The 25,310-nt window shown below is 69.7% G+C and carries 23 protein-coding genes, 1 tRNA gene and 1 pseudogene; 10 read left to right on the plus strand and 15 right to left on the minus strand.

The window, feature by feature from the left end:
- Positions 1–85: 85 nt before the first annotated feature.
- On the minus strand, positions 86–400 hold the full coding sequence (locus ACIBK0_RS30210; protein ID WP_399086899.1) for a hypothetical protein: 315 nt from the start codon (positions 398–400) through the stop codon (positions 86–88).
- A gap of 31 nt (positions 401–431) precedes the next feature.
- A complete protein-coding gene (locus ACIBK0_RS30215) occupies positions 432–2,144 on the minus strand; it encodes a sodium:solute symporter family protein (RefSeq protein WP_399086901.1) in 1,713 nt (570 codons plus the stop codon).
- Between the two features lie 190 nt (positions 2,145–2,334).
- On the opposite strand from ACIBK0_RS30215, the gene galT reads away from it, so the two are divergent.
- Genes galT through galK form a run of 3 tightly spaced genes read left to right on the plus strand, consistent with a single transcriptional unit; the run spans position 2,335 to position 5,531 of the window.
- Positions 2,335–3,423 (plus strand): galactose-1-phosphate uridylyltransferase, encoded by a 1,089-nt coding sequence (gene galT / locus ACIBK0_RS30220; protein ID WP_399086903.1) that lies wholly within the window; start codon positions 2,335–2,337, stop codon positions 3,421–3,423.
- Positions 3,420–4,385, plus strand: coding sequence for a UDP-glucose 4-epimerase GalE (gene galE, locus ACIBK0_RS30225; protein ID WP_189186443.1), 966 nt, complete (start codon positions 3,420–3,422; stop codon positions 4,383–4,385). Before galT ends, galE begins: the two co-directional genes overlap by 4 nt.
- Positions 4,386–4,388: 3 nt before the next feature.
- The gene (gene galK / locus ACIBK0_RS30230) at positions 4,389–5,531 is read left to right on the plus strand and encodes a galactokinase (protein ID WP_399086905.1); all 1,143 of its coding nucleotides are present in this window, start codon (positions 4,389–4,391) and stop codon (positions 5,529–5,531) included.
- Positions 5,532–5,668: 137 nt separating this feature from the next.
- On the opposite strand, the gene ACIBK0_RS30235 is transcribed toward galK, so the two are convergent.
- The gene (locus tag ACIBK0_RS30235; protein WP_399087182.1) at positions 5,669–6,124 is read right to left on the minus strand and encodes a GNAT family N-acetyltransferase; all 456 of its coding nucleotides are present in this window, start codon (positions 6,122–6,124) and stop codon (positions 5,669–5,671) included.
- 258 nt (positions 6,125–6,382) lie between these two features.
- Here ACIBK0_RS30235 and ACIBK0_RS30240 point away from each other — a divergent pair, with 258 nt between their 5' ends.
- Complete coding sequence (locus ACIBK0_RS30240; RefSeq protein WP_189186445.1) at positions 6,383–7,153, plus strand: response regulator transcription factor; 771 nt, start codon at positions 6,383–6,385, stop codon at positions 7,151–7,153.
- Here ACIBK0_RS30240 and tamR read toward each other — a convergent pair.
- Positions 7,112–7,609, minus strand: a complete 498-nt coding sequence (tamR, locus tag ACIBK0_RS30245) for a MarR family transcriptional regulator TamR (protein ID WP_399086907.1) — start codon at positions 7,607–7,609, stop codon at positions 7,112–7,114. The genes ACIBK0_RS30240 and tamR overlap by 42 nt on opposite strands.
- 140 nt (positions 7,610–7,749) lie before the next feature.
- Between tamR and ACIBK0_RS30250 the strand changes: the two genes are divergently transcribed.
- Positions 7,750–8,571, plus strand: a complete 822-nt coding sequence (locus ACIBK0_RS30250; RefSeq protein ID WP_399086909.1) for a trans-aconitate 2-methyltransferase — start codon at positions 7,750–7,752, stop codon at positions 8,569–8,571.
- Positions 8,571–8,936, plus strand: coding sequence for a glyoxalase (locus ACIBK0_RS30255; RefSeq protein WP_399086911.1), 366 nt, complete (start codon positions 8,571–8,573; stop codon positions 8,934–8,936). Before ACIBK0_RS30250 ends, ACIBK0_RS30255 begins: the two co-directional genes overlap by 1 nt.
- On the opposite strand, the gene ACIBK0_RS30260 is transcribed toward ACIBK0_RS30255, so the two are convergent.
- Positions 8,933–9,613 carry a TetR family transcriptional regulator gene (locus tag ACIBK0_RS30260; protein WP_399086913.1) on the minus strand — a complete coding sequence of 227 codons (681 nt, stop codon included), beginning with the start codon at positions 9,611–9,613 and terminating at the stop codon, positions 8,933–8,935. The genes ACIBK0_RS30255 and ACIBK0_RS30260 overlap by 4 nt on opposite strands.
- The gene (locus tag ACIBK0_RS30265) at positions 9,610–10,620 is read right to left on the minus strand and encodes an acyl-CoA desaturase (protein ID WP_399086915.1); all 1,011 of its coding nucleotides are present in this window, start codon (positions 10,618–10,620) and stop codon (positions 9,610–9,612) included. Before ACIBK0_RS30265 ends, ACIBK0_RS30260 begins: the two co-directional genes overlap by 4 nt.
- Before the next feature lie 365 nt (positions 10,621–10,985).
- Here ACIBK0_RS30265 and ppc point away from each other — a divergent pair, with 365 nt between their 5' ends.
- Positions 10,986–13,718, plus strand: coding sequence for a phosphoenolpyruvate carboxylase (gene ppc / locus ACIBK0_RS30270; protein WP_399086917.1), 2,733 nt, complete (start codon positions 10,986–10,988; stop codon positions 13,716–13,718).
- A gap of 62 nt (positions 13,719–13,780) precedes the next feature.
- Here the strand turns inward: ppc and ACIBK0_RS30275 are convergent, their stop codons facing one another.
- The 7 genes from ACIBK0_RS30275 to ACIBK0_RS30305 all read right to left on the minus strand — a co-directional run bounded on the left by ACIBK0_RS30275 (position 13,781) and on the right by ACIBK0_RS30305 (position 19,598).
- Positions 13,781–14,452 carry an LPXTG cell wall anchor domain-containing protein gene (locus ACIBK0_RS30275; protein ID WP_399086919.1) on the minus strand — a complete coding sequence of 224 codons (672 nt, stop codon included), beginning with the start codon at positions 14,450–14,452 and terminating at the stop codon, positions 13,781–13,783.
- A gap of 199 nt (positions 14,453–14,651) precedes the next feature.
- Complete coding sequence (locus tag ACIBK0_RS30280; protein ID WP_399086921.1) at positions 14,652–15,161, minus strand: hypothetical protein; 510 nt, start codon at positions 15,159–15,161, stop codon at positions 14,652–14,654.
- A 101-nt stretch (positions 15,162–15,262) separates the two neighbouring features.
- On the minus strand, positions 15,263–15,889 hold the full coding sequence (pth, locus tag ACIBK0_RS30285) for an aminoacyl-tRNA hydrolase (RefSeq protein ID WP_399086923.1): 627 nt from the start codon (positions 15,887–15,889) through the stop codon (positions 15,263–15,265).
- A gap of 129 nt (positions 15,890–16,018) precedes the next feature.
- Positions 16,019–16,612, minus strand: coding sequence for a 50S ribosomal protein L25/general stress protein Ctc (locus ACIBK0_RS30290; RefSeq protein ID WP_399086925.1), 594 nt, complete (start codon positions 16,610–16,612; stop codon positions 16,019–16,021).
- A 230-nt stretch (positions 16,613–16,842) separates the two neighbouring features.
- Entirely contained in the window at positions 16,843–17,817 is a 975-nt protein-coding gene (locus tag ACIBK0_RS30295) for a ribose-phosphate diphosphokinase (protein ID WP_399086927.1), read from the minus strand.
- A 144-nt stretch (positions 17,818–17,961) separates the two neighbouring features.
- Entirely contained in the window at positions 17,962–19,410 is a 1,449-nt protein-coding gene (gene glmU, locus ACIBK0_RS30300; RefSeq protein ID WP_399086929.1) for a bifunctional UDP-N-acetylglucosamine diphosphorylase/glucosamine-1-phosphate N-acetyltransferase GlmU, read from the minus strand.
- Positions 19,411–19,523: 113 nt separating this feature from the next.
- Positions 19,524–19,598: transfer RNA gene (locus tag ACIBK0_RS30305), tRNA-Gln, on the minus strand.
- Between the two features lie 329 nt (positions 19,599–19,927).
- On the opposite strand from ACIBK0_RS30305, the gene ACIBK0_RS30310 reads away from it, so the two are divergent.
- Positions 19,928–21,298, plus strand: coding sequence for a sensor histidine kinase (locus ACIBK0_RS30310; RefSeq protein ID WP_399086931.1), 1,371 nt, complete (start codon positions 19,928–19,930; stop codon positions 21,296–21,298).
- Between the two features lie 608 nt (positions 21,299–21,906).
- Here the strand turns inward: ACIBK0_RS30310 and ACIBK0_RS30315 are convergent.
- Positions 21,907–22,401 carry an SUKH-3 domain-containing protein gene (locus ACIBK0_RS30315; RefSeq protein WP_399086933.1) on the minus strand — a complete coding sequence of 165 codons (495 nt, stop codon included), beginning with the start codon at positions 22,399–22,401 and terminating at the stop codon, positions 21,907–21,909.
- Between the two features lie 69 nt (positions 22,402–22,470).
- The gene (locus tag ACIBK0_RS30320) at positions 22,471–22,974 is read right to left on the minus strand and encodes a YwqJ-related putative deaminase (protein WP_399086935.1); all 504 of its coding nucleotides are present in this window, start codon (positions 22,972–22,974) and stop codon (positions 22,471–22,473) included.
- Between the two features lie 229 nt (positions 22,975–23,203).
- Here ACIBK0_RS30320 and ACIBK0_RS30325 point away from each other — a divergent pair, with 229 nt between their 5' ends.
- A complete protein-coding gene (locus ACIBK0_RS30325; RefSeq protein WP_399086937.1) occupies positions 23,204–24,199 on the plus strand; it encodes an SMI1/KNR4 family protein in 996 nt (331 codons plus the stop codon).
- 7 nt (positions 24,200–24,206) lie between these two features.
- A pseudogene (locus tag ACIBK0_RS30330) lies at positions 24,207–25,310 on the plus strand (hypothetical protein); the annotation flags it as partial.

A 25,310-nucleotide genomic window follows, 5' to 3' on the forward strand; every position in this document is an offset into this window, starting at 1 on the left:
GGCGGCCCGGTCGAGGCTCCGAGCAGCCCGCACAGCCGTACGGGGCCGGAATCCCCTGCGAGAACGCCGGCCCCGTACGCGGACGTTACTGCGACGCCCCTTCGTCCTCGGAGATCGGCGGCAGTGGCGGCGCCAGTGGCCGCAGCCACAGCCACAGCAGGAAGAACACGCCCAGGGCCAGCATGCCGAGCCCCGTCCAGAGGTTGATGTTGACGCCACCGGCCTTGGCGAGGTTGGCGTCGGAGACGGTGATGCCGGCGATCGTGACGATGACGCCGTAGATCACGAACAGGCCGCCGATCATGAGGCGGATGTCGAAGAGGCGGGTCGCGGTCGCGGACTTCTGCTCCAGCTCGGTGACCTCGCGCTGGACGTCGCGATCCGAGTAATGGTCGGACATGGTTTCTTAAGCCTCCCTCGTCGCAACGAGATCAGAACGAGAACGGGATGTAGCAGGCGGCCGCCAGGATCAACGCGCCCCAGCCCAGCAGGGCCGGCTTGCGGTACCAGGCGTCGTCGCCGGCGGCGGGCGGCTCGGCCATGCCGGGGGAGCGGGTCCCGTAGACGAGGCCCTGGAGGTCCTCCTCCGGCTTGGGGGCGGTGAAGAACGAGACCGCCACCATCACCACCGCACCGGCCACGAAGCCCGCGATCGCCGAGACGAAGTTGGCGCCCTGGTCGGAGGGGATGCCGATGACGCCCTGCTTGTAGATGACGAAGTAATTGATCATCGCCGCGGTCGTGCCGGCCAGCAGGCCCCAGAAGCCCGACTTCACCGACGCGCGCTTCCAGAACATGCCGATGATGAAGACCACGAACATCGGCACGTTGAAGAAGGAGAACAGTGCCTGCAGGTAGCTCATGATGTTCGAGAAGGACGACGCCAGGAACGCCGTGCCCATCGAGGCCAGCACTCCGATCACCGTGATCAGACGGCCGAAGCGGACGTAGTAGGTGTCCTCCCGTCCCCTGACCACGTACTTCGCCCAGATGTCCGTCGTGAAGACCGTGTTGAAGGACGAGACGTTGGCAGCCATGCCCGCCATGAAGGCCGCGAGGAGCCCCGTCACCGCGATGCCGAGAACGCCGTTCGGCAACAGCTCCTGCATCAGATAGGGGATCGCGTCGTTGTACTGCAGGTCCGAGCCGCTCGTGCCGATCTTCGGGACCAGGACGGCCGCCACCAGGCCCGGGATCATCACCAGGAAGACGATGAAGATCTTCGGGTACGCGGCGATCAGCGGGGTGCGCTGGGCCGCGGAGAGGTTCTTGGCCGACAGCGCGCGCTGGACCTCGGCGAAGTTCGTCGTCCAGTAGCCGAAGGACAGGACGAAGCCCAGGCCGAGCACGATGGTCAGCCAGTTGGCACCCAGTGGGTTGTCGTGGCCGATGCCCGTGCCGCCCCAGGCGGTCGTGAAGTCGGCGCCGTGGGTCTTGTCGAGGGAGTTCGTCAGGCCGTCCCAGCCGCCCACCCGCTTCAGGCCGAGCGCGGCGATCGGGATCAGCGCGGCGAGGATGACGAAGAACTGCAGGACTTCGTTGTAGATGGCGGAGGACAGGCCGCCGAGCGTGATGTACGCCAGGACGAAGAGTCCGGCCACCACGATCGCCACCCACTGCGGCCAGCCGAGCAGCGCCTCGACGACGATCGCGAGCGAGTAGAGATTGACGCCGGCGATCAGGATGGCGGCGCAGGCGAACAGGATCGAACTCAGCAGGTGCGCCCATTTGTCGAAGCGCAGCAGCAGGAACTCGGGGACCGAGCGGACCTTGGAGCCGTAGTAGAAGGGCATCATCACCAGGCCGAGGAAGACCATGGCGGGGATGGCGCCGATCCAGTACCAGTGCACGGTGTAGACGCCGTACTGGGCACTGTTGGCGGCCATGCCGAGGATCTCGGTGGCGCCCAGGTTGGCGGAGATGAACGCGAGTCCGGTGACCCACGCGGGCAGTGAGCGCCCTGAGAGGAAGAAGTCGAGGCTCGTCTTCACCGAGCGGCGGGCGGCGAAACCGATGCCGAGCACGGCGACGAAGTAGATCGCCAGGATCGCGTAGTCGAGGCCATTGGTGGGGAGCCGGAGTCCGGCGGCGAGGTGGATGCCTGGTTCGGCGAGGAATGTGCGGGATTGTGTGGGGGACTGCATAAGAACTCGCTTCGTCTCGCTTCGTTGCGCGAACTGATCAAGAGCGGAACCTACGCCTCCATGTTCAAGAAATGAACACTTCTGATGGTGTCCTTTGTTTGATTGTGATGTTGACGCAGGTGGTGATTCGTGGTTTGTTGTGTTCGGTTCTGTTTGATGGTTTGAATGGGTGCGGATGGGGAGTCCGACTGTGAAGAAGACCTCGACCCGGCTCGCCGACGGTCGTGAGCTCATCTACTACGACTCACGCGACGACGTTGTGCGCGACGCGGTGGACCGGCGCCCGCTCGATCCGACCGTCACCACTTCGGAGGTACGCCGCGACCCGCTGCTCGGCGATTCGGTCGCGATCGCCTCGCACCGCCAGGGCCGTACGTACCACCCGCCGGCGAACGAATGCCCCCTGTGCCCCTCCTCCGGCGACCGGCTGAGCGAGATCCCCGACTCCTCGTACGACGTCGTGGTCTTCGAGAACCGATTCCCCTCCCTGGCCGGCGACTCCGGCCGCTGCGAGGTCGTCTGCTTCACCTCCGACCACGACGCGTCCTTCGCCGACCTCACGGAGGATCAGGCGCGACTCGTGCTGGAAGCGTGGACGGACCGGACCGCCGAGCTGTCCCACCTCCCCTCCGTCGAACAGGTCTTCTGCTTCGAGAACCGCGGCCCCGAGATCGGCGTGACCCTCGGCCACCCGCACGGACAGATCTACGGCTATCCCTTCACCACCCCGCGCACCGCGCTGATGCTGCGTTCACTGGCAGCTCACAAGGAGGCGACCGGCGGGGAGAACCTCTTCGACGAGGTCGTCGCCCGCGAGATCGCGGACGGCTCCCGGGTCGTCCTGTCGAGTGACCACTGGGTGGCCTTCGTGCCGTACGCGGCGCACTGGCCGTACGAGGTCCACCTCTACCCGCGGCGCCGCGTGCCCGATCTGCTCGGCCTCGACGAGGGCGCGCGCACAGAGTTCCCCCAGGTCTATCTGGAACTCTTGAGGCGCTTCGACCGGATCTTCGATGGGCCGGGTGGAGGGAAGGAAGGGGCGGGCGAGCCTCCGACGCCGTACATCGCCGCCTGGCACCAGGCACCCTTCGGCGCACTGGAGGAGTTCGAGGGCGTCAACCGCGACGACTTCGCGCTTCACCTTGAGCTTTTCACCATTCGACGTACTTCCGGCAAGCTGAAGTTCCTCGCGGGTTCCGAGTCCGGCATGAGCGTGTTCATCAACGACGTGCCGCCGGAGACCGCGGCCCAGCGACTGCGAGAGGTAGCGAGTTCATGAGTGGGAAGTACCTGGTCACCGGTGGCGCGGGCTATGTGGGCAGCGTGGTCGCGCAGCACCTGATCGAGGCGGGCCACGAGGTCGTCGTACTGGACAACCTCTCTACGGGCTTCCGAGAGGGCGTACCGGCGGGTGCTTCGTTCGTGGAAGGCGACATCCGGGACGCGGCCAAGTGGCTGGACTCCTCGTTCGACGCCGTGCTCCACTTCGCCGCGTTCTCGCAGGTCGGCGAATCGGTCGTGAAGCCCGAGAAGTACTGGGACAACAACGTCGGCGGCACGATGGCGCTGCTCGCCGCGATGCGCGAGGCGGGCGTCCGCAAGCTGGTCTTCTCCTCCACGGCGGCGACGTACGGCGAACCGGAGACGACCCCGATCGTCGAGTCGGCGCCCACCAGGCCCACCAACCCCTACGGCGCCTCGAAGCTCGCCGTCGACCACATGATCACCGGCGAGGCGGCGGCGCACGGACTGGGCGCGGTGTCGCTGCGCTACTTCAACGTGGCCGGCGCGTACGGGGCGTGCGGAGAGCGCCACGACCCCGAGTCGCATCTGATCCCCCTGGTCCTCCAGGTCGCGCAGGGCCGCCGCGACGCGATCTCGATCTACGGCGACGATTACCCGACGCCGGACGGCACCTGCATCCGTGACTACATCCACGTCGCGGACCTGGCGGAAGCCCACCTGCTGGCGCTGAAGGCGGCCACTCCGGCCGAACACCTGATCTGCAACCTCGGCAACGGCAACGGGTTCTCCGTCCGCGAGGTCATCGAGACGGTGCGACAGGTGACCGGGCACCCGATCCCCGAGGCCGTGGCCCCGCGCCGCGGCGGTGACCCGGCGGTGCTGGTGGCTTCGGCGGCCACGGCCCGGGAGCGGCTCGGCTGGAACCCGTCCCGCGCGGATCTCGCGGGGATCGTCGCGGACGCGTGGGAGTTCGCACAGAACGTAGCGAAGGGATAGCAAGTGGGGGTACGTGAGGGCTTCGAGGAGCTGTACGGGACGGCTCCCGAGGGCGTCTGGGCCGCACCGGGCCGGGTCAACCTGATCGGCGAGTACACGGACTTCAACGAGGGGTTCGTGATGCCGCTCGCCCTGCCGCACACCGCGGTGGCGGCGGTGTCGCGCCGCTTGGACGGCGTCCTGCGCATCCATTCGGCGGACATCGAGGGGCCGATCGTCGAGCTGCACGTGGACGCGCTGGAACCACGGACGAACACCAGCTGGGCCGCGTACCCGGCGGGCGTCGTCTGGGTCCTGCGCGAGGCGGGGCACGCGATCACCGGCGCGGACATCCACCTGGCTTCGACGGTGCCGACCGGTGCGGGCCTGTCGTCGTCGGCGGCACTGGAGGTGGTCACCGCCCTGGCGCTCAACGACCTCTTCGAACTGGGCTTGGCGCGCCCGGAGCTGGCGAAGCTCGCCCAGCGCGCCGAGAACGACTTCGTCGGCGTCCCATGCGGCGTGATGGACCAGACGGCGTCCGCGTGCTGCGACGAGGGGCACGCCCTGCACCTCGACTGCCGTGACCTGTCGATCCGTCAGATCCCGTTCGACCTGCCCGCCCACGGCCTGGAGCTCCTGGTCGTGGACACCCGTGTGAAGCACGCGCTGGGCGACGGGGCGTACGCGGAGCGGCGGGAGGGGTGCGAGGAGGGGGCGCGGCAGCTGGGCGTCTCCCATCTCCGTGACGTCGCGTACGAGGAGTTGGACGCGGCGCTGGCCCGCCTCTCCGACGAGCGCGTACGCCGCTACGTCCGCCATGTCGTCTCCGACGACCAGCGCGTGGAGCGGGTCGTCGCGCTGCTGGACGCGGGCGATGTGCGGGCCATCGGCCCCGTCCTCACCGACGGCCACGCGTCGCTGCGGGACGACCTGCGGATCTCCTGCCCGGAGTTGGACCTGGTCATCGACACCGCCACCTCCTCCGGTGCCCTCGGCGCCCGGATGACCGGCGGCGGCTTCGGCGGCTCGGCGATCGTCCTGGTCGAGTCCGCGGACGCCGACACGGTCACCAAGGCGGTGGAGGAGGCCTTCGCCGCGGCGGGCTTCACGGCTCCCCGGGTGTTCCCGGCGGTACCGTCAGCGGGAGCCCGCCGTCTGGCCTGAGGGTTTTTCGCCGCACGCGCAGTTCCCCGGGCCCCTTTTCAGGGGCGCGGGGAACTGCGCAATCTTTTAGGGGGGTCTGGGGGCGCAGCCCCCAGGGACGGGATGGGCAGGGGCGGAGGGGGCGAGAACCCCGTTGCTCAGCCCAAACGCTTCGTCAGCGTGTACTCCGTGATCCCCGGCGGGTAATCGGGAATCACGCACACCACTTCGTACCCCCGCTTCTTGTAGAAATCGGGGGCCTGGAAGTCCCAGGTTTCCAGGCGCGCATTGCGGCAGCCGCGTTCGGCGGTGGCCATGCGCTCGGCCTCGGCCAGGAGACGGGAGCCGAGGCCCGAGCCTCGGTGGATGCCGTCGACCCACAGGTAGGTCACATGGAGCCACGTCGTCCAGGTGTGGCCGACGAGGCCGCCGACGAGGGCGCCGGTGGAGTCCAAGGCCCAGACATGGAGCGGAAGTTCGCGTTCATCCGGGGTTCCGCGCAGGGCGCGGAGGACCGGAGACGCCGCGGTGTTGGTGTCGCGCAGGCGCCGGCGGAGCAGATCGCGCCGTTCTCTGTCGTCTCCTGTCTCAATACGAAACATACGGCTCACCATAAACGCGCTGGCCAACCAGTTCTGCAAATTACCTTCCGCTCCCGGCCCCCGGCCTTACCCTGATGAACAGCGCCGGTGGGGGCCGGTGCTGATCAGGGGGCGAGACAGTCGGGTACGACGCCCGAAGTGGGGGTAGCAGTTCCAGCACGGCGGCGGCCGTGCGGCTGTGGCACCCTGCTTTCCGAGTCGTCAGCGGGCTCGGGATCACTTCGGGCGCCGTACCCGCACCGACCGTCCCCCGACAGTGGGGGTTTCAGAGTGGTTCGCATCCGAGTACTGGTCGTCGACGACCATCGCATCTTCGCCGAGTCGCTCGCTGCCGCCCTCGCGGCCGAGCCCGACGTCGACGTGTCCGCAGCGGGCAGCGGTCCCGCCGCGCTGCGCTGCCTGGAGCGCGCGGCGGCGGAAGGCCGCCGGTTCGATGTGCTGCTCGTCGACGCGGACCTGGGCGGCAGTCTGCCCGGCATGCGTCCGGCGGCCGTGCCCGTCCAGGAGAGCAATGAGGACGGGCTGGTGGACGGGATCTCGCTCGTCGCCGGTGTCCGTTCCGGCCAGCCGAGCGTACGGACCGTCGTGCTGGCCGAGAAGGACGACCCGCGCAGGGCCGCGCTCGCCTTGCAGGCGGGTGCCTCCGGCTGGGTGGCCAAGGACTGTTCGCTGTCGCGGCTGCTCACCGTCATACGCGGCGTGTTGCGGGACGAGACCCACCTTCCGCCCGCCCTTCTCACCGGCGTGCTGCGCGAGTTGACCGCCGCGCGCAAGCACCGCACCGAGAGCGAGCGGCTCGTCGAGTCGCTCACGCCCCGGGAGCGGGAAGTGCTGCGGTGCATGGTCGCCGGGCTGGGCAGGAAGGCCGTCGCCGAGCGGTTGTTCCTGTCGCCGCACACCGTCCGTACGCATATGCAGAACGTGCTCGGGAAGTTGGGCGTGCACTCGACTCTCGCCGCCGTGGCGCTTGCCCGCCGTGCCGGGGTGGGACCCGTCGACCTAACCGGGGATGTTGTCGAACGGGGCGGTCAACTGGCGTAGCAGGCCCGCCAGTTCGGCGCGTTGTGCCCTGCTGAGCTCCGCCAGGATCGCGCGCTCCTGTTCGAGGAGGCCCGCCAGTGCCTGGTCGGCGCGGTCGCGGCCCTCGTCCGTCAGGCGTACGAGCACTCCCCTGCGGTCGCTCGGGTCGGGGAGGCGCTCCACCAGGCCCTTCTTCGTCAGCCGGTCGATGCGGTTCGTCATCGTGCCCGAGGTGACGAGTGTCTGGGTGAGCAGTTGGCCGGGCGAGAGCTGATACGGGGATCCCGCGCGCCTGAGCGCGGTCAGGACGTCGAACTCCCAGGGCTCCAGGCTGTGCTCGGAGAACGCCAGGCGGCGGGCACGGTCCAGATGCCGGGCCAGTCTGCTCACCCGGCTGAGCACTTCCAGTGGTTCCACGTCGAGGTCCGGGCGCTCCCGGCGCCACGCAGCGACCAGCCGATCGACCTCGTCCTCCATGACGATCAGTGTAATGGTTGTGTCGACGTGAAGTCTCTTGATATAGAGTATCTTGAGATCAAGATAATTCTCGCGGCAGCTCGATCAGCTCTCGAGACAGTCCTCAAGATGGTTTCCCTGCTTTTCAGGAGGCCCCACCCATGTCAGCCGCCACCACCCCCGCCTGGGACCCGAGCCAGTACCTGCGTCACGCGGAGCACCGCGCCCGCCCCTTCGCCGACCTCCTCGCCCGCGTCCCGGCCCCGCCCCGCGAACCGGCCCGCATCGCCGACCTCGGCTGCGGCCCCGGCAACGTCACCACCCAGCTCGCCGAGCGCTGGCCCACCGCGCACATCACCGGCTACGACAACTCCCCGGAGATGCTCGCCAGGACCACGGAGTATGCCGGTCCCACGGCCGGCGGCGGCCGGCTCGACTTCGCCCACGCCGACCTCACGCGCTGGGCGCCCCCGGAGACGTACGACCTGATCGTCTCGAACGCGGCGCTCCAGTGGGTGCCGGGGCATCTGGAGTCCTTCCCTGCCTGGCTCGACGCGCTGGCCCCCGGCGGTACCTTCGCCTTCCAGATCCCCAACAACATCGACGCGCCGCTGCACGCCCTGATGCGCGAACTCGCGGCCACCGCCCGCTGGAAGGACCTGCTCGACGGTGTCCTGCGTCATGAGGACTCGGTCCACGATCCGCTGGTCTACCTGGACCGGCTGGCCCGGCTCGGCTGCGAGGCGGACGTCTGGGAGACGACGTACATGCAGCTGCTGCCGGGCGAGGACCCGGTGCTGGACTGGGCGAAGGGTACGGGGCTGCGACCCGCCCTCACGGCCCTCGCGGACGACCCGGAGGCCCGGGACGCCTTCGTGGGCGAATACCGGGACCTGCTGCGCGACGCCTATCCGACGGAGCCGTACGGCACGGTGCTCCCCTTCCGCCGACTGTTCGCCGTGGCCAGGAAGGCCGCCGCCTGATGCTCGTCACCGTCGACCATGTGCAGCTCGCCGCCCCGCCGGGGGCCGAGGACCGGCTGCGCGCGTATTACGTCGATGTCCTCGGGATGACCGAGATGACCAAACCGCCCGTTCTCGCCGCCCGCGGAGGCTGCTGGTTCCGGGCGGGAGCCGTGCAGCTGCACCTGGGGATCGAGGATCACTTCCGGGCCGCCAAGAAGGCGCACCCAGGGCTGCGGGTCCGGGACATCGAGGCGTACGCCGGACGCCTCGCGGCCCATCACGCGCCGGTCACCTGGGACGACGGCCTCCCCGGCCACCGGCGCTTCTACTCGGAGGACCCCGTCGGCAACCGCCTGGAGTTTCTGGAACCCATACAGTCCTAGGACTTGCGATGGCCTATCAGCCGCGGCTTCGGCTCCAGGCCGTCCAGGCCGTGCCAGGCGAGGTTCACCAGATGGGCGGCGACCTCGGCCTTGCGGGGCTTGCGGACGTCGAGCCACCACTGGCCCGTCAGGGCGACCATGCCGACCAGGGCCTGCGCGTACAGCGGGGCGAGCTTCGGGTCGAAGCCGCGGCTCTTGAATTCGCGGCCCAGGATGTCCTCCACCTGGGTGGCGATGTCGGAGATGAGCGAGGCGAAGGAGCCCGTCGACTGGGGGATGGGGGAGTCGCGGACCAGGATGCGGAAGCCGTCCGTGTACTCCTCGATGTAGTCCAGGAGGGCGAACGCGGCCTGCTCGCAGAGCTCACGGGGGTGCCCTGCGGTCAGCGAACCCGTCACCATGTCCAGCAGACGGCGCATCTCGCGGTCCACCACCACCGCGTACAGGCCCTCCTTGCCGCCGAAGTGCTCGTACACCACCGGCTTGGAGACCCCGGCCTTCGCCGCGATCTCCTCCACCGACGTGCCCTCGAAGCCCTTGGCCGCGAACAGGGTGCGGCCGATCTCCAGCAGCTGCTGACGGCGCTCGGCACCGGTCATGCGGGTGCGACGCGCGCGCCGCGGCTTCTCATTGCTGCTCGAGGTGCTGCTGGAGTCGGTCGCCACGCTGTCAATCATGCCGCTTCGGGGGTTTCCGTCTTGCGTCGGGAGCCGGTCCCGTCGGTATTACGGCGGGAATCGATACGCGAGCGTGACGGCCAGCGCACGTCGTACGCCCAGCCGAGCTGCTCGCACCAGCGGATGATCCGGGCCGAGGAGTCCAGCTGGCCGCGCTCCACACCGTGCCGCGCGGAGGTCGGGTCGGCGTGGTGCAGGTTGTGCCAGGACTCGCCGCAGGAGAGCACGGCCAGCCACCACACGTTGCCCGAGCGGTCACGCGACTTGAAGGGGCGCTTGCCCACCGCGTGGCAGATCGAGTTGATCGACCAGGTCACATGGTGCAGCAGGCCCACCCGGACGAGTGAGCCCCAGAAGAAGCCGGTGAACGCGCCCCACCACGACATCGTCGCCAGGCCGCCGATCAGCGGCGGAAGGGCCAGGGAGAGCATGGTCCAGTAGATGAACTGACGCGAGATCGCGCGGATCGCCGGGTCCTTGATCAGATCCGGCGCGTACTTGTCCTGCGGGGTCTGCTCCTCGTCGAACATCCAGGCGATGTGAGCCCACCACAGGCCCTTCATCAGCGCCGGAACCGTCTCGCCGAAGCGCCAGGGCGAATGCGGGTCGCCCTCGGCGTCCGAGAACTTGTGGTGCTTGCGGTGGTCGGCGACCCAGCGCACGAGGGGCCCCTCCACCGCCATCGAACCGGCGATCGCCAGCGCGATCCGCAGCGGGCGTTTCGCCTTGAAGGAACCGTGCGTGAAGTAGCGGTGGAAGCCGATCGTGATGCCGTGGCAGCCCAGGTAGTAGAAGAAGACCAGCAGGCCGAGATCCAGCCAGCTCACCCCCCAGCCCCAGGCCAGAGGCACCGCCGCGACCAACGCGAGGAACGGGACGGTGATGAAGAGCAGAAGCGTGATCTGTTCGAGCGACCGCTTCTGCTCGCCGCCCAGCGTGGCGGAGGGGAGCGGGGTGTCACGGTTCGCCTGCGGGGCGTCGTCGATCACATCGGAGCGCGTGGTCATGGGCGTCCCCTGTGGGGTTCGAGGGTGAAGGCAGATGTCCGGGGAGAGGGTTGAGCCAGAAGTCCGGGGTACGGATCTCAGGGTCCTCCCGTTATCCGACGAGAGTACCTACGCTTCCGTAACCTACGGCGTCGTAAGTATGGCAGCGCGTAGCCCGTCGGCAAGAGCCCGTGAGCCTGCGCGTCCACATGGACACCTATCCTTGGAGTCGGTCGGACAGCGCGGTCCGTTCTGATTTCTTCCCGGATGCCACGTCCCTAAGCGGCACCCGCCGCGCGGTCGCCACCCGGGTTCCCTCCCAGACGAGCTTCAGACGAGCTTCCACACTCTTCGGACGAGCTTCAACACTGCAAGGAGCCGCACCTGTGAGCAGTGCCGACGACCAGAACACCATGACCAGCAGCGAGCTGCGCGCCGACATCCGCCGCCTCGGCGATCTGCTCGGCGAGACCCTCGTCCGGCAGGAAGGCCCGGAACTGCTGGAACTGGTCGAGAAGGTCCGCCGACTGACCCGTGAGGACGGCGAGGCCGCCGCCGAGCTGCTGCGTGGCACGGAGCTGGAGACCGCGGCCAAGCTGGTCCGCGCCTTCTCGACGTACTTCCATCTGGCGAACGTGACCGAGCAGGTGCACCGCGGCCGCGAGCTGCGCGCCAAGCGCGCCGCGGAGGGCGGCCTGCTCTCCCGCACGGCCGACCGGCTCAAGGACGCCGACCCCGAGCACCTGCGCGAGACGGTCAAGAACCTCAATGTCCGTCCGGTGTTCACGGCTCACCCGACGGAGGCCGCGCGCCGTTCGGTCCTGAACAAGCTGCGCCGTATCGCCGCGCTGCTGGAGACCCCGGTCATCGAGGCCGACCGCCGCCGGTACGACACCCGGCTGGCGGAGAACATCGACCTGGTGTGGCAGACCGACGAGCTGCGTGTGGTGCGTCCGGAGCCCGCGGACGAGGCCCGCAACGCCATCTACTACCTGGACGAACTGCACGCCGGCGCGGTCGGCGACGTACTGGAGGATCTGACGGCGGAGCTCGAGCGCGTCGGCGTCCAGGTCCCGGACGAGACGCGACCGCTGACCTTCGGCACCTGGATCGGCGGTGACCGGGACGGCAACCCGAACGTCACCCCCGATGTCACCTGGGATGTGCTGATCCTGCAGCACGAACACGGCATCAACGACGCGCTGGAGCTGATCGACGAGCTGCGGGGCTTCCTGTCGAACTCGATTCGCTACACGGGTGCGACGGAGGACCTGCTGGACTCGTTGCGGACGGATCTGGAGCGGCTGCCGGAGATCAGCCCGCGTTACAAGCGGCTGAACGCGGAGGAGCCCTACCGGCTGAAGGCGACCTGCATCCGGCAGAAGCTGGAGAACACCAAGCAGCGCCTGGCCAAGGGCACCGCGCACGAGGACGGGCGGGACTACCTGGGCACGGCCGAGCTGCTGCGGGATCTGACGCTGATCCAGACCTCGCTGCGCGAGCACCGTGGCGCACTGTTCGCGGACGGCCGGATGAACCGGACGATCCGCACGCTGGCCGCGTTCGGTCTGCAGCTGGCGACCATGGACGTACGCGAGCACGCGGACGCCCACCATCACGCGCTCGGCCAGCTCTTCGACCGCCTCGGCGAGGAGTCCTGGCGCTACGTCGACATGCCCCGCGACTACCGTGCCAAGCTCCTCGCCAAGGAGCTGCGGTCCCGGCGGCCCCTCGCCCCCACTCCCGCGCCGCTCGACGCCGCAGGTCACAAGACCCTTGGCGTGTTCGGGACGGTCAAGAAGGCGTTGGAGATCTTCGGGCCGGAGGTGATCGAGTCGTACATCATCTCGATGTGCCAGGGTGCCGACGATGTGTTCGCGGCGGCGGTCCTCGCCCGTGAGGCGGGGCTTTTGGACCTGCACGCGGGCTGGGCGAAGATCGGCATCGTGCCGCTGCTGGAGACCACCGACGAGCTGAAGGCCGCCGACACCATCCTGGAGGACATGCTCTCCGATCCCTCCTACCGGCGCCTGGTCGCGCTGCGCGGCGACGTCCAGGAGGTCATGCTCGGCTACTCCGACTCCTCCAAGTTCGGCGGCATCACCACCTCGCAGTGGGAGATCCACCGCGCCCAGCGCCGGCTGCGCGACGTCGCCCACCGCTACGGCGTACGCCTTCGCCTGTTCCACGGCCGCGGTGGCACCGTCGGCCGCGGCGGCGGCCCCTCGCACGACGCGATCCTCGCCCAGCCCTGGGGCACCCTGGAGGGCGAGATCAAGGTGACCGAGCAGGGCGAGGTCATCTCCGACAAGTACCTGGTGCCCTCGCTCGCGAGGGAGAACCTGGAACTGACGGTCGCCGCCACCCTGCAGGCCTCCGCCCTGCACACCGCGCCCCGCCAGTCGGACGAGGCGTTGGCCCGCTGGGACGCCGCGATGGACGTCGTCTCGGACGCCGCGCACGCCGCCTACCGCAGGCTGGTCGAGGACCCCGACCTGCCCGCGTACTTCTTCGCCGCCACCCCCGTCGACCAGCTCGCCGACCTGCACCTCGGGTCGCGGCCCTCCCGTCGTCCCGACAGCGGGGCCGGGCTGGACGGGCTGCGGGCGATCCCGTGGGTGTTCGGCTGGACCCAGTCCCGGCAGATCGTGCCCGGCTGGTTCGGCGTCGGCTCCGGGCTCAAGGCGCTGCGCGAGGCCGGCCTGGACACCGTGCTCGACGAGATGCACGGCCAGTGGCACTTCTTCCGCAACTTCCTGTCCAACGTCGAGATGACGCTGGCCAAGACCGACCTGCGGATCGCCCGCCACTACGTCGACACGCTGGTGCCGGACGAGCTGAAGCATGTGTTCGCCACCATCGAGGCCGAGCACGAGCTGACGGTCCGCGAGGTGCTCCGCATCACCGGCGGCGAGAAGCTGCTGGACACCAACCCGGTCCTGCAGCAGACCTTCGCCATCCGCGACGCCTACCTGGACCCGATCTCCTACCTCCAGGTCGCCCTCCTCAAGCGCCAGCGCGACGAGGCGGCCGCCGGTGCGGAGGCGGACCCGCTGCTGTCGCGGGCGCTGCTCCTGACGGTGAACGGTGTGGCGGCGGGACTGCGCAACACCGGCTGACCTTGAGGGAATTGGCGGTGCCCCCGTGGTCGTACGAGCACGGGGGCACCGCTTTTCGCATGTCAGGCGTTGTTCGCCTTGCGGCGGCGGATCACCAGGTAGCCGCCCGCCGCGACGAGCGCGGCCGCCGCGGCCGAGAGGGCGCCGACGGGTGCGCTGCTGCCGGTCTCGGCGAGGTCGCCGCCGCCCTGTGCGGACGGGGAGGAGGACGCCGAGGGGGCCGCCTCGGCGCTTTCACCGGAGGCGGGCGAGGTGGGGGACGCGCTCGCTCCGGCCGTGCTCGACGGGGAGGCGGACGAAGACGGCGTGGAGCCGCCCTCCTGCTCGTCCGTGCAGTCGGTCCAGAAGACCTTGTGCTTGGCCGCGCCCTTCTCGCCGTCGAAGTTCCAGAACAGCTTGTAGTGGCCGTCGGGCAGGGACAGTTCGTTCGTGCGGCCGTGGCCCTCGGCGTCCAGCGTGAGCGCGCCGGACTTCACGGTCTCGCCCTTGGTCGCGGCGGTCGGGGCCCAGGCCTCGATGTGCCAGTCGACCTGCTGGACGCCGTCGAAGCCGAAGGCGTCGAGGTAGAAGGTGCAGACGTGCGGCTCGTTCTTGCGGAGCTCCTCGCCGGTGGTGGCGTCGTGGATCTTTACGGTGCCGTTGTCGCCGGGAGCGGTGGCGTGGGCCGAGGGGGCGATGAGCAGTACGGCGGATGCGCCGGCGACGAGAGCGCCGGCGCGCGTGAGGCTACGCATGGGCAGTCCATCTTCGAGAAGAGAAACGGAAGACGTGGAGGGGGCGGCTCAGCCTCCTGTTCCGCTGACCATCGGTCAAGCAGAAGAAAATCCCTCCTGCGCCATGTGCCATGTATCGCCCCAATAGTCACGGATAACAATCAGGGAACGCACAGATCTTCCATGGATGTGAAGGCGATCTCCGACCGGGATCCGCAGATCAGAGCGCCAGGAACGTGACCGTCAGCTGAGCGATCCCCAGCCCCGCCATCACCCACGCCACGCGTGTGAGGCGCAGGCCGCCCGCGACCACCACCGAGGCGAGCAGCAGGGCGCCCGCGAGGGGCACCCAGGCGTAGAGGAGCCCGGCCGGGCCGCTGCGGACGACGTCGCTGCTGCCGGGTTTCACCGTGACGGTGTACGTCTGGCCCTTCTTCACCGCCACCGACTGCTCGATGGTGACGCGGGCCCGCGCCTTCGAACCCGCCGACGTCGGCGTGTACGGCCCCGTGCAGCGCTCGCCCGAGCACGCCTTCACGGTCATCGTGCCCTGCTCCCGGCCCTTGCCCAGCATCACGTGCTGGGCGGTGCCCCAGGAGGCCCAGACGCCCGCGATCAGGATCAGTCCCGCGACCGCACCCATTGCCGCGAGCCGTCCGAACCGCAGGGCCGTGTGGGTGCTCTGACGGGAGCCTCGACTTGCGGTGACGGCAGGCATGGCCGGGATCATTGGCCATGGCCGTGCGCTCGGTCAACTCCCGCGGGGCGCGGTGGGCGGACAAGTCGGCAGTTGTACGAGTACGTCGACCGGCTGCGAGCTGTGCGCGCCGCCTACGAGTTGTACGTGCTCTGCGCCCGCTCCAGGCCCTCGATCACGAGGCACTCTGCGGCGTCCGCCGCGCGGTCCACGAAGTAGTCCAGCTCCTTGCGCTCCGCCGACGCGAAGTCCTTCAGCACGAAGTCGGCGACCTGCATCCGGCCCGGAGGGCGCCCGATGCCGAACCGCACCCGGTGGTAGTCCGGACCCATCGCCTTCGTCATCGACTTCAGCCCGTTGTGGCCGTTGTCGCCGCCGCCGAGCTTGAGCCGCAGCACGCCGTAGTCGATGTCCAGTTCGTCGTGGACGGCGACGATGTTCGCCACCGGCACCTTGTAGAAGTCCCGCAGCGCGGTCACCGGGCCGCCGGACAGGTTCATGTACGACATCGGCTTGGCCAGGATCACCCGGCGGTTCGCCGGACCGGGCGGGCCGATGCGCCCCTCGATCACCTGCGCCTGTGCCTTCCCGGCCCGCTTGAACTTCCCGCCGATCCGTTCCGCCAGCAGGTCGGCGACCATGAAGCCCACGTTGTGCCGGTTCTTGGCGTACTCGGGGCCGGGGTTGCCGAGGCCCACGATCAGCCACGGGGCGTTGGCGTCGGTCGTCACGTCCGCTTCTCCTTCATGCCAGACCTTCATGCGAGGCTCGTACGACGCTCTGCTCGTACGACGCACTGCCCGTACGGCGCTTTGCTCGTACGACGCTTTATACGCGTCAGCCGCCGCTCCCTCGCGGAGCGGCGGCTGACGGACGGGAATCCGGGAGGATCAGGCCTCGGCGGCCTCGGTCTCGCCCTCGGCACCCTCGGCGGCCGGCTCCTCGGCCTGGGCGGCCAGGACCTGCAGGACGACGGCGTCCTCGTCGATGGCCAGCGTGGTGCCCGCGGGGAGCGGGATGTCCTTGGCGTGGACGGAGGCGCCGGCCTCGAGGCCCTCGACGGAGACGGTGACCGACTCGGGGATGTGCGTGGCCTCGGCCTCGACGGTCAGGGTGTTGAGCACGTGCTCCAGCAGGTTGCCACCGGCGGCCAGCTCGCCCTCGGTCTGGACCGGGATCTCGACGGTGACCTTCTCGCCGCGCTTCACGAGGATCAGGTCGACGTGCACGAGGTAGCCCTTGATCGCGTCACGCTGGACGGCCTTCGGGATCGCCAGCTCGGTCTTGCCCTCGATGTCCAGGGAGAGCAGGACGTTCGGGGTGCGCAGCGCGAGGAGCAGGTCGTGGCCCGGGAGCGTCACGTGGACCGGCTCGGCACCGTGGCCGTAGACAACGCCGGGAACCTGGTTCTCGCGGCGGATGCGGCGGGCGGCGCCCTTGCCGAACTCGGTGCGGGTCTGGGCGGCGAGCTTGACCTCGGACATGTTCACTCCTCGTAGATCTTGGCGATTGCGATCCCCCGCTCGAACGAAGTCCAGAGCTTGGGGGAGGTCACCCGGCCATATGAATCGGCCTGCTACGAAGAGCGCGTCGATAACGGATCGCCGTACCCGCCTTGAAGCGGTACGGCCTCCCTCGCCGAGCAACTGTGACAGCTTACGCGGCAGGGAGGCCGTACAAGAAATCGATCTAGGAGATCGAGGGGTTCGAGGGCTTACTGCTCCTCGAACAGGCTCGTCACCGAGCCGTCCTCGAAGACCTCACGCACCGCGTTCGCGATGGTCGGGGCGATCGACAGCACCGTGATCTTGTCGAGCTCCAGCTCGCCCGGGGTCGGCAGGGTGTCCGTGAAGATGAACTCGCTGACCTTGGAGTTCTTCAGACGGTCGGCCGCGGGACCAGAGAGCACGCCGTGCGTGGCCGTCACGATGACGTCCTCCGCGCCGTGCGCGAACAGCGCGTCGGCGGCGGCGCAGATGGTGCCGCCGGTGTCGATCATGTCGTCGACGAGCACGCAGACGCGGCCCTTCACGTCACCGACCACCTCGTGGACGGTGACCTGGTTGGCGACGTCCTTGTCGCGGCGCTTGTGCACGATGGCCAGCGGGGCGTCGAGACGGTCGCACCAGCGGTCGGCGACGCGCACCCGGCCGGCGTCCGGGGACACGACGGTGAGCTTCGACCTGTCGACCTTGGCGCCCACGTAGTCCGCGAGGATCGGCAGCGCGAAGAGGTGGTCGACCGGGCCGTCGAAGAAGCCCTGGATCTGGTCGGTGTGCAGGTCGACCGTGAGGATGCGGTCCGCCCCGGCCGTCTTCATCAGGTCCGCGATCAGACGCGCCGAGATGGGTTCACGTCCGCGGTGCTTCTTGTCCTGCCGGGCGTAACCGTAGAAGGGCACGATGACCGTGATGCTCCGGGCGGAGGCCCGCTTCAGAGCGTCGATCATGATCAGCTGCTCCATGATCCACTTGTTGATCGGAGCCGTGTGGCTCTGCATCAGGAAGCAGTCGGCGCCGCGGGCGGACTCCTGGTAGCGGATGTAGATCTCGCCGTTCGCGAAGTCGAAGGCCTTCGTCGGGACGACCCCGACACCCAGCTTGTGGGCGACCTCCTCGGCAAGCTCGGGGTGGGCGCGGCCGGAGAAGAACATCATCTTCTTCTCGCCGGTCGTCTTGATCCCGGTCACAGCACTGTCTCCTCAGAGGTTTCTCAGCTGGGTGTTGAGAGGACATCTCCACTGGGCGTGAGGGGTCGTCTCAGCTGGGGGTGCGGGTGCACGGTGCGGTGTGCACTTATCACGGTACGCCGTGTCGGACGTGCCCGTTTCCGGTCAGGCTTCGCCTTCCGGCTCCCGGGAAGCCGCCTCCGCCGCCTTCGCGGCCGCGCTCCCCGGACGCTTGCGAGCCACCCAACCCTCGATATTCCGCTGCTGGCCACGGGCCACGGCCAGCGAACCGGGCGGCACGTCCTTGGTGATGACCGAGCCCGCCGCGGTGTACGCGCCGTCCCCGACCGTGACAGGAGCCACAAACATGTTGTCCGAACCCGTGCGGCAGTGCGAGCCGACCGTCGTGTGGTGTTTGTCCTTTCCGTCATAGTTCACGAAGACACTGGCGGCACCGATGTTCGAGTAGTCGCCGATCGTCGCGTCGCCCACGTAGGACAGGTGCGGGATCTTGGTGCCCTCGCCGATCGTCGCGTTCTTCGTCTCGACGTACGTGCCGACCTTGGCCTTCAGTCCGAGGCGGGTGCCCGGACGGAGATACGCGTACGGGCCCACGCTCGCCTGCGGCCCGACCTCGGCGCTGTCGGCGACGGTGTTGTTGACACGGGCGCCGGCCCCCACCTTGGTGTCCTTGAGGCGGCAGTTGGGGCCGACCTCGGCGCCCTCGCCCAGGTGCGTGGCGCCCTGGAGCTGGGTGCCCGGGTGTACGAGCGCGTCCTGCTCGAAGGTGACGGTGACGTCGACCCAGGTGGTGGCCGGGTCGACGACGGTCACTCCGGCGAGCATGGCCTGCTCCAGCAGCCGGTCGTTGAGGATGCGGCGGGCCTCGGCGAGCTGGACGCGGTTGTTGATACCGGCGATCTCGCGGTGGTCGGCGGCGACGGCCGCACCGACGCGGTGCCCGGCCTCGCGCAGGATTCCGAGGACGTCGGTCAGGTACTCCTCGCCCTGGCTGTTGTCCGTCCGCACCTTGCCGAGCGCGTCCGCGAGCAGTTGGCCGTCGAAGGCGAAGACACCCGAGTTGATCTCGCGGATGGCCCGCTGCGACTCGCTCGCGTCCTTGTGCTCGACGATCGCGGTGACCGCGCCGCTGACGCCGTCCCGCACGATGCGGCCGTAGCCGGTGGCGTCGGGGACCTCGGCGGTGAGCACGGTGACGGCGTTGCCGTCCTGTGTGTGCGTGGCGGCGAGGCGCCGGAGGGTCTCGCCACTGAGCAGCGGGGTGTCGCCGCAGACCACGACGACGGTGCCGTCGACATGGCCGCCGAGCTCTTCGAGGCCCATCCGCACGGCGTGCCCGGTGCCGTTCTGCTCGGCCTGCACGGCCGTGCGTACGGCGGGGTCGATCTCGGCGAGATGCGCGACGACCTTCTCGCGGGCGTGCCCCACGACCACGACCAGGTTCTCGGGCTCCAACTCGCGCGCGGCCGCGAGCACATGACCCACCAGGGAACGGCCACACAGTTCGTGCAGAACCTTCGGTGTGGCCGACTTCATACGGGTGCCCTCACCCGCTGCAAGAACGACGACGGCTGCCGGGCGATTGGCGCTCACGGGTATGCCCTTCGGCTTCGGATGGGGGGTTTTGACACCCGCAGGATACCGGGGCGTATCAGGAGGGACATGAGAGCGGGCCCTGACGGAACTGTCAGGGCCCGAACCGAGCATGGCTCCCCCGCCAGGACTCGAACCCGGACAGATGGCACCAAAAGCCACAGTGCTGCCAATTACACCACGGGGGATTGAACGCGACCAAGCTGGACATTTGGTCAGGTCGCCGAGTGGGCACCCAACACTATGCCGTACCGGGTGCCTTCCATGCGACGGCGATCGTGCAGATCGGCGATCTGTCGAAAAGTGGATCGCGAGGCAACCCCGGCAGGCGTCTCCGGTGCGTGCCGTCACGGGCGTGCGGCCGCACGGAATGTGGACTTCCGGGGGTGGGTCGTGAGTGATTCAGCAGTTCGAGGGATATTGGCGGGTTTCGCTTCTGTTCGATTACGGAGGGTGGTGTAGGCCAGTACGTGAAACTCGCCGGAAAAGGGGCGGGGGGCGACCGTAGGCTGGAGGCATGACCACGACGGGGGAAGAGCACACCACGGCCGGGACCGGGCCGTGGTGGTGGGTCAGGTGGCGCGGTGCGGTGCTGGATGCGGGACTCGCGACGGCGTCCGCGGTGGAGTGCGCGGGGGAGGGGATCCGGTTCGCGCATGACGCGGGGCTGCCTGTTCCGGTGGGAGTGGGGTTCGGGCTGATCGCCGGGTCCGTGCTGCTGCTGCGGCGGAAGTGGCCGATCGCCGTTGTCCTGGTCTCCATCGCCATCACGCCTGCCCAGATGGGGTTCCTGATGGGGCTCGTCGGGCTGTACACGCTCGCCGCATCCGAGCTGCCGCGGCGGATCATCGGGGCGCTGGCGGGGATGTCGTTCGCCGGGATGCTGATCGTCACTTTTGTGCGGGCGCATCAGGGAGTGGTGCGCGGGGACGTGACCATGGGGGACTGGTTCGTCCCCTTCATCTCCATTACGACGGCGATCGGGATGACCGCGCCGCCCGTGCTGCTCGGGCTGTACGTGGGGGCGCGGCGTCGGCTGATGGAGAGCCTGCGGGAGCGGGCGGACTCGCTGGAGCGGGAGCTGCAGCTGCTCGCCGAGCGGGCGGAGGAGCGGGCCGAGTGGGCGCGGAACGAGGAGCGGACGCGGATCGCTCGGGAGATGCATGACGTGGTCGCGCATCGGGTGTCCCTGATGGTCGTCCATGCCGCCGCGCTTCAGGCCGTGGCTCGGAAGGATCCCGAGAAGGCCGTGAAGAACGCGGCGCTGGTCGGGGACATGGGGCGCCAGGCGCTGACCGAGTTGCGCGAGATGCTGGGCGTGCTGCGTACGGGCGACGGACTGGGGGTGCGGGTGCAGTCCGTGCCGCTTGCGGCGGTGGGGGCGGCAGCCGCGGCGGCGGCTTCGCGGGCGGCGGACGACTCGGAGTCCGGGGTCGGAGCCGGGGCCGGGTTCGGGTTCGGCTCCGGGGCCCTGTCCGTGGACGGCCCCTGTCTTGCCGAGCTGGACGAGCTCATCGGGCAGTCGGCGGCTGCGGGGATGGTCGTCGACCTGTCGGTGGAAGGGGATGTGCGGGCGTACGCGCCGGAGGTCGAGCAGACGACGTACCGGGTGGTGCAGGAGGCGCTGACCAACGTCCACAAGCATGCGGCGGGTGCGAAGACGCATGTGCGGCTGGCGCATCGGGTGTCCGAGATCGCGATGCAGGTGGAGAACGAGTGCCCGTCGGAGCCGGAGCCCGGGGCGGGGGCGTCCGTGCTGTTGCCCAGCGGGGGTAATGGGTTGCTGGGGATGAAGGAGCGGGTTGCCGCGCTGGGGGGCGTGTTTGTGTCCGGGCCTACGGATGTGGGTGGGTTTCGGGTGTCTGCGGTGATTCCTGCGGAGGCGTAGGGGGGCCGTGGTGCTGGGCGTTCCGCCGGGGGGTGGGTCCGCCCTGTGGCCGGTGGGTGGTTTCGCCTGTGGCCGGTGGGTGGGGCGGGGCCGTGCCGGTACATCCGCCCCGTCGCCGGTGGCAGATCGCTTGGCCTTCATGGCTCGGTTTGTTGGCAACCACGTAAGCGACGGGGCATGTGATGTACCGGCACGGCCCCTCCCGTGGGTCGGCGACTGCGGGTGCGTGGGGAGTGCCGCCCCTTCCAGCCGGAGGCGTGCGCCGACGACTTCGGGCGGGTGCGTCGGGCGAGCGCGAGTGGGTGCGGGCGTGTGGGGTGCGCATCGGCGGATGCGGGTGAGCGCGTGGGGAGCCTCTCCCCGCTGGGGCGTGCGTCGGCAAATGCGGGCGGGTGCCTCCGGGTGTGCGGTCTCTTGTCCCCAGCCGGGCCGGCATCCCACCCACCCGGCTGGATCCCTCGTTGCACTCTTCATGTCGGGCGGCGCTGGAGATCTTTCAGCCCGTCCAGCGTTTGAGGATGAGGCCGTCAAGGCCGAAGCGGGGGTCTGGGGGCGGCAGCCCCCAGGTGCGGGACGGGTAGGGGCGGCGGGGGCGAGGGGAGTCGCTTTCAGCCGGCGGTGAGGCGGGTGGGCTCTATGCCTGAGAGGAGGGTGGTGAGGGCCGTGTCGATGGTGGGGCCCAGGTACCAGTCTCCGGTGTGGTCGAGGGTGTAGACGCGACCCTCGGCGTCGACGGCGAGGAGTGCCCGGGTGTCGGACTCCTCGCCGAGGGGGCAGACCTCGGTGCCCAGCGCGCGGCCGAGGTCGCCGAGGGTGCGGGCCATGTGGAGGCCGTGCAGGGGGTCGAGATCGAGCGTGGCGGGGGCCAGCTGGCGTCCGGGGCCCGGTGAGGTGACGCGGAGGCCTCCGAATTCCGCCCACGCCTCCACCGCCGCCGGGAACACGGCGTGCCGGTGCCCGGCCGGCGACGCGTGCCCGCGCAGCGCGTCGGCCCAGTATTCGGCCTGCTTTATGTCCCAGCGCCCGGGCTGCCACCCCGCGGAGCGCAGCGCGGCGTCCACGGGGACGGAGAAGCGTGTGGTGGAGGAGCGGTCGGCGTGCATCTGCCCTTCGTTCGTCGAGGGTTGGGACATCGGCGTGGCGGACGCCGTCGTACAGGAGCGGGAGGGGGGTCAGGCTTCCGGCGCGGCAGGGTCGACGATGCGTACACCGAAGTGGTCGCTGAGCGCCGTGCAGGAGCGGCAGGGCGCGGCGAAGCTGCCGTGCAGCGGGTCGCCGTCCTCTCGGATGCGACGGGCGGTGAGTTTGGCCTGTTTGAGGGCTTTGCGGGCCTCGCCGTTCGTCATCGGTTTGCGCGCGGCGCGCTTGCTGCGGGCGGCGTCGATCGAGGCGATGTGGCGGGAGATGAGGATCGCCTCGGCGCAGCGGCCGGTGAAGCGGTCGCGTTGCGCGCTGGTGAGGGTGTCGAGGAAGTCCTGGACGAGGGGGTGCAGGGCGGGGGGCTGGTCGCCGCGCGCCGCCGTACCCGTGAGCGTCGCACCGCGTACGGAGAGGGCGGCGGCGACCGTGGGGAGTATGCCGTCACGGCGGTGCAGAAGGGCGGGGGCCTGGGGTGCCTCGGCGCTGCTCCAGCCGACCCGAGGGTCCCCGGACGTGCCCGTATGCGTCGCGCTCATGATCGTTTTTCCCTCCCGTGCATCCCCCGGTGCGGAGACAGACTGCCAAATGCCGTGGCAGGTGCGGAAGCTGGGGCGGCGCGACACGCCCGGTCTTCGTCGTACGGTCACGGCGGGGTGACGGCAGGTCACGGAACCGGAGGCCCGGTGACCGGTGTCGTTCAACCGCATAGGCTGTCGACATCCACGATCCATACCGCTATTGAGAACGCCGCAGGGGGCAACCGCCATGACGACAGGTCGGCTCGGGCAGCAAGCCGCGCCGCCGAACGCGGCCTACGCCGGGCAGGTCGTGCATTTCCCGGATCCGGTCCGGGCTGCCCGTCACCCCAGAGGTGTACGGGTCGACGAGCACGGCTACCCCGACTTCTCGCTCTACGCGCGTGCCGCCGCGGAGATCGCCGAGCCCCCCGAGGGCTTCGGCGTCGACGAACTGCGGCTCACGGACTACGTCTCCGCGAACGCCGCGCTGGCCGCCACCGGTCACGACCTGTGGGACACGATCCCGTCGGTGGCCACCCCGCACGGCTGGACCTGGCACCACGTGCAGGGCGGTCGGCGGCTCGAGTTGGTGCCCGTCGAGGTCAAGGCGTTGCTGCGGCATCACGGTGGTATCGCGACGTCGGCCGTCGACCACAACAAGCGGGGCACGCGGCCGTTGCAGGAGACGCGGCCCGCGCACTTCGGGCTGCCGAAGTCGGCTGTGGCGGTGACGGAGCAACAGGTGCTGGGGGTCGAGGAAGACCTCGGGTACCGGTTGCCGGGTGCGTATCGGTCGTTCCTCAAGGCGGCCGGGGGGTGCGCGCCGGTCGGCGCCGCGCTCGACGCCGAGCTGGGTCTCCTGGTGGACCAGCCCTTCTTCACCGTGCGTGACGAGGCCGCCGTCAATGACCTCGTCTACGTCAACAAGTGTCTGCGCGACCATCTCACCAAGGATTACTTGGGCGTCGGGTTCGTGCAGGGCGGGCTGTTGGCCGTGAAGGTCAGGGGTGAGGGGATCGGTTCGGTCTGGTTCTGCGCGTACGACGATGCCCGCGACCAGGACGCCTGGGTGCCGGCCGAGCGGGTGCAGCGGCTGCTGCTGCCCTGCGGTGACGACTTCGACCAGTTCCTGTCCCGGCTCGCGGGCAATCCGCCCGAGTTGGAGACGGTGGCGAACCTGATGGTGGACGGCGGCTTCGCGCGCGCCGTGCCCGTCTCTTCAGTGTCTTCGGTGGGGGAGTGAACTTCCGATGGTGACCTTCGCGCAGGCGCAGGAGCGCGCGGAAGAGTGGATCAACGGGGACGTGGCCTCGTATCAGCATCGTGAGGTGCGGGTGCGGGAGTTCGAACTCGGGTTCGTGGTGTGGGCCGAGGACCGGGCCGAGGGGCCGCGCTCCGACGGGGGCGCGCAGCGGCTCGTCATCGCGCGCGACAGCGGGGAGGCCACGCTGTGGCCCGCGCTGCCGGTGGGCGAGGTGATCCGCCGGTACGAGGAGGAGTACGGGGTGCCGGCCGCGGCGCCCGAGCCCTCGCCGGCGCCTCCGGCCCGGGTCGATCTGAACCAGACTTCCTTCTTGTTGAGTCCTCCGGAGTGGTTGCAGGAGGCCGCGGACAAGTTGGGGATCCCGGATCGGCGGGCAGGCGCCGGGGCGTCCGACGGGGCGGGGTCTCGTCCCGCTGCCGCTGCCGCCTCTGCGGGCGGGGACGCGCCCTTGGGCGGCGGGTCCGTCAATGGGGCTTCCGGGAGCGGGAGTTCGGTGCCGGGTGCGCCGGGGCAGCCGGGCGCGCACGCGGCGCCTTCCGCGCCGGGGGTGCCGTCGGCTCCCGGTGGGGGTGCGCCGTGGCCTGCGGCGGCCGCCGACGAGCCGGGTTCGGGTCCGCAGGACGCCGTGACGCCGGGTGTGCCCTCCGCGGCAACCCCGTGGGCGGGGACCGACACGAACGCCGACGCCGGTGACGACCGCTCCGTGCCGCTGCCGGCGACCGTGTTCGCGCCGCCGCTCACCGATGCCGACGACACCCCGCCGCCGGCCGCGACGCCGGACGCCAAGACCGCCCTGATGTCCGGGGGCAGCCAACTTCCGCGCACGGCACTGGCGCCCGCGGTCGACGACCCGAACGCGCCGCCGCCGTCCGGCCCTTCGCAGGGTCCTGGTGCGCCTCAGGGCGCAACGCCGCCGGTCGCGCCGTCCTACGGGTATCCGCAGGGGCCCGGGGGTCCGCAGGGCACGCCTCCTCCGGGTGCGCCCGCGTATGGGTTCCCGCAGGGTCCGGGTGGGGTTCCGGGTACGCCGCCGCCCGGCGTGCCGCAGGGTTCGGGCGTCCCGGGTACGCCGCCTCCGGGCGCCCCGGTT

Source organism: Streptomyces sp. NPDC050564, assembly GCF_044457265.1.
In the GTDB taxonomy this organism is placed as follows: domain Bacteria; phylum Actinomycetota; class Actinomycetes; order Streptomycetales; family Streptomycetaceae; genus Streptomyces.

Coding starts and splice junctions, on each gene's coding strand:
- ACIBK0_RS30250 (WP_399086909.1), top strand. CDS start 7,750: ATGTCAGCCGCCACCACCCCCGCCTGGGACCCGAGCCAGTACCTGCGT.
- ACIBK0_RS30255 (WP_399086911.1), top strand. CDS start 8,571: ATGCTCGTCACCGTCGACCATGTGCAGCTCGCCGCCCCGCCGGGGGCC.
- ACIBK0_RS30235 (WP_399087182.1), bottom strand. CDS start 6,124: ATGGTGAGCCGTATGTTTCGTATTGAGACAGGAGACGACAGAGAACGG.
- galE (WP_189186443.1), top strand. CDS start 3,420: ATGAGTGGGAAGTACCTGGTCACCGGTGGCGCGGGCTATGTGGGCAGC.
- ACIBK0_RS30210 (WP_399086899.1), bottom strand. CDS start 400: ATGTCCGACCATTACTCGGATCGCGACGTCCAGCGCGAGGTCACCGAG.
- ACIBK0_RS30265 (WP_399086915.1), bottom strand. CDS start 10,620: ATGACCACGCGCTCCGATGTGATCGACGACGCCCCGCAGGCGAACCGT.
- pth (WP_399086923.1), bottom strand. CDS start 15,889: ATGAAGGTCTGGCATGAAGGAGAAGCGGACGTGACGACCGACGCCAAC.
- ACIBK0_RS30325 (WP_399086937.1), top strand. CDS start 23,204: ATGACGACAGGTCGGCTCGGGCAGCAAGCCGCGCCGCCGAACGCGGCC.
- ACIBK0_RS30215 (WP_399086901.1), bottom strand. CDS start 2,144: ATGCAGTCCCCCACACAATCCCGCACATTCCTCGCCGAACCAGGCATC.
- ACIBK0_RS30260 (WP_399086913.1), bottom strand. CDS start 9,613: ATGATTGACAGCGTGGCGACCGACTCCAGCAGCACCTCGAGCAGCAAT.
- ACIBK0_RS30290 (WP_399086925.1), bottom strand. CDS start 16,612: ATGTCCGAGGTCAAGCTCGCCGCCCAGACCCGCACCGAGTTCGGCAAG.
- ACIBK0_RS30320 (WP_399086935.1), bottom strand. CDS start 22,974: ATGAGCGCGACGCATACGGGCACGTCCGGGGACCCTCGGGTCGGCTGG.
- ACIBK0_RS30310 (WP_399086931.1), top strand. CDS start 19,928: ATGACCACGACGGGGGAAGAGCACACCACGGCCGGGACCGGGCCGTGG.
- ACIBK0_RS30280 (WP_399086921.1), bottom strand. CDS start 15,161: ATGATCCCGGCCATGCCTGCCGTCACCGCAAGTCGAGGCTCCCGTCAG.
- ACIBK0_RS30315 (WP_399086933.1), bottom strand. CDS start 22,401: ATGCACGCCGACCGCTCCTCCACCACACGCTTCTCCGTCCCCGTGGAC.
- ACIBK0_RS30275 (WP_399086919.1), bottom strand. CDS start 14,452: ATGCGTAGCCTCACGCGCGCCGGCGCTCTCGTCGCCGGCGCATCCGCC.
- tamR (WP_399086907.1), bottom strand. CDS start 7,609: ATGGAGGACGAGGTCGATCGGCTGGTCGCTGCGTGGCGCCGGGAGCGC.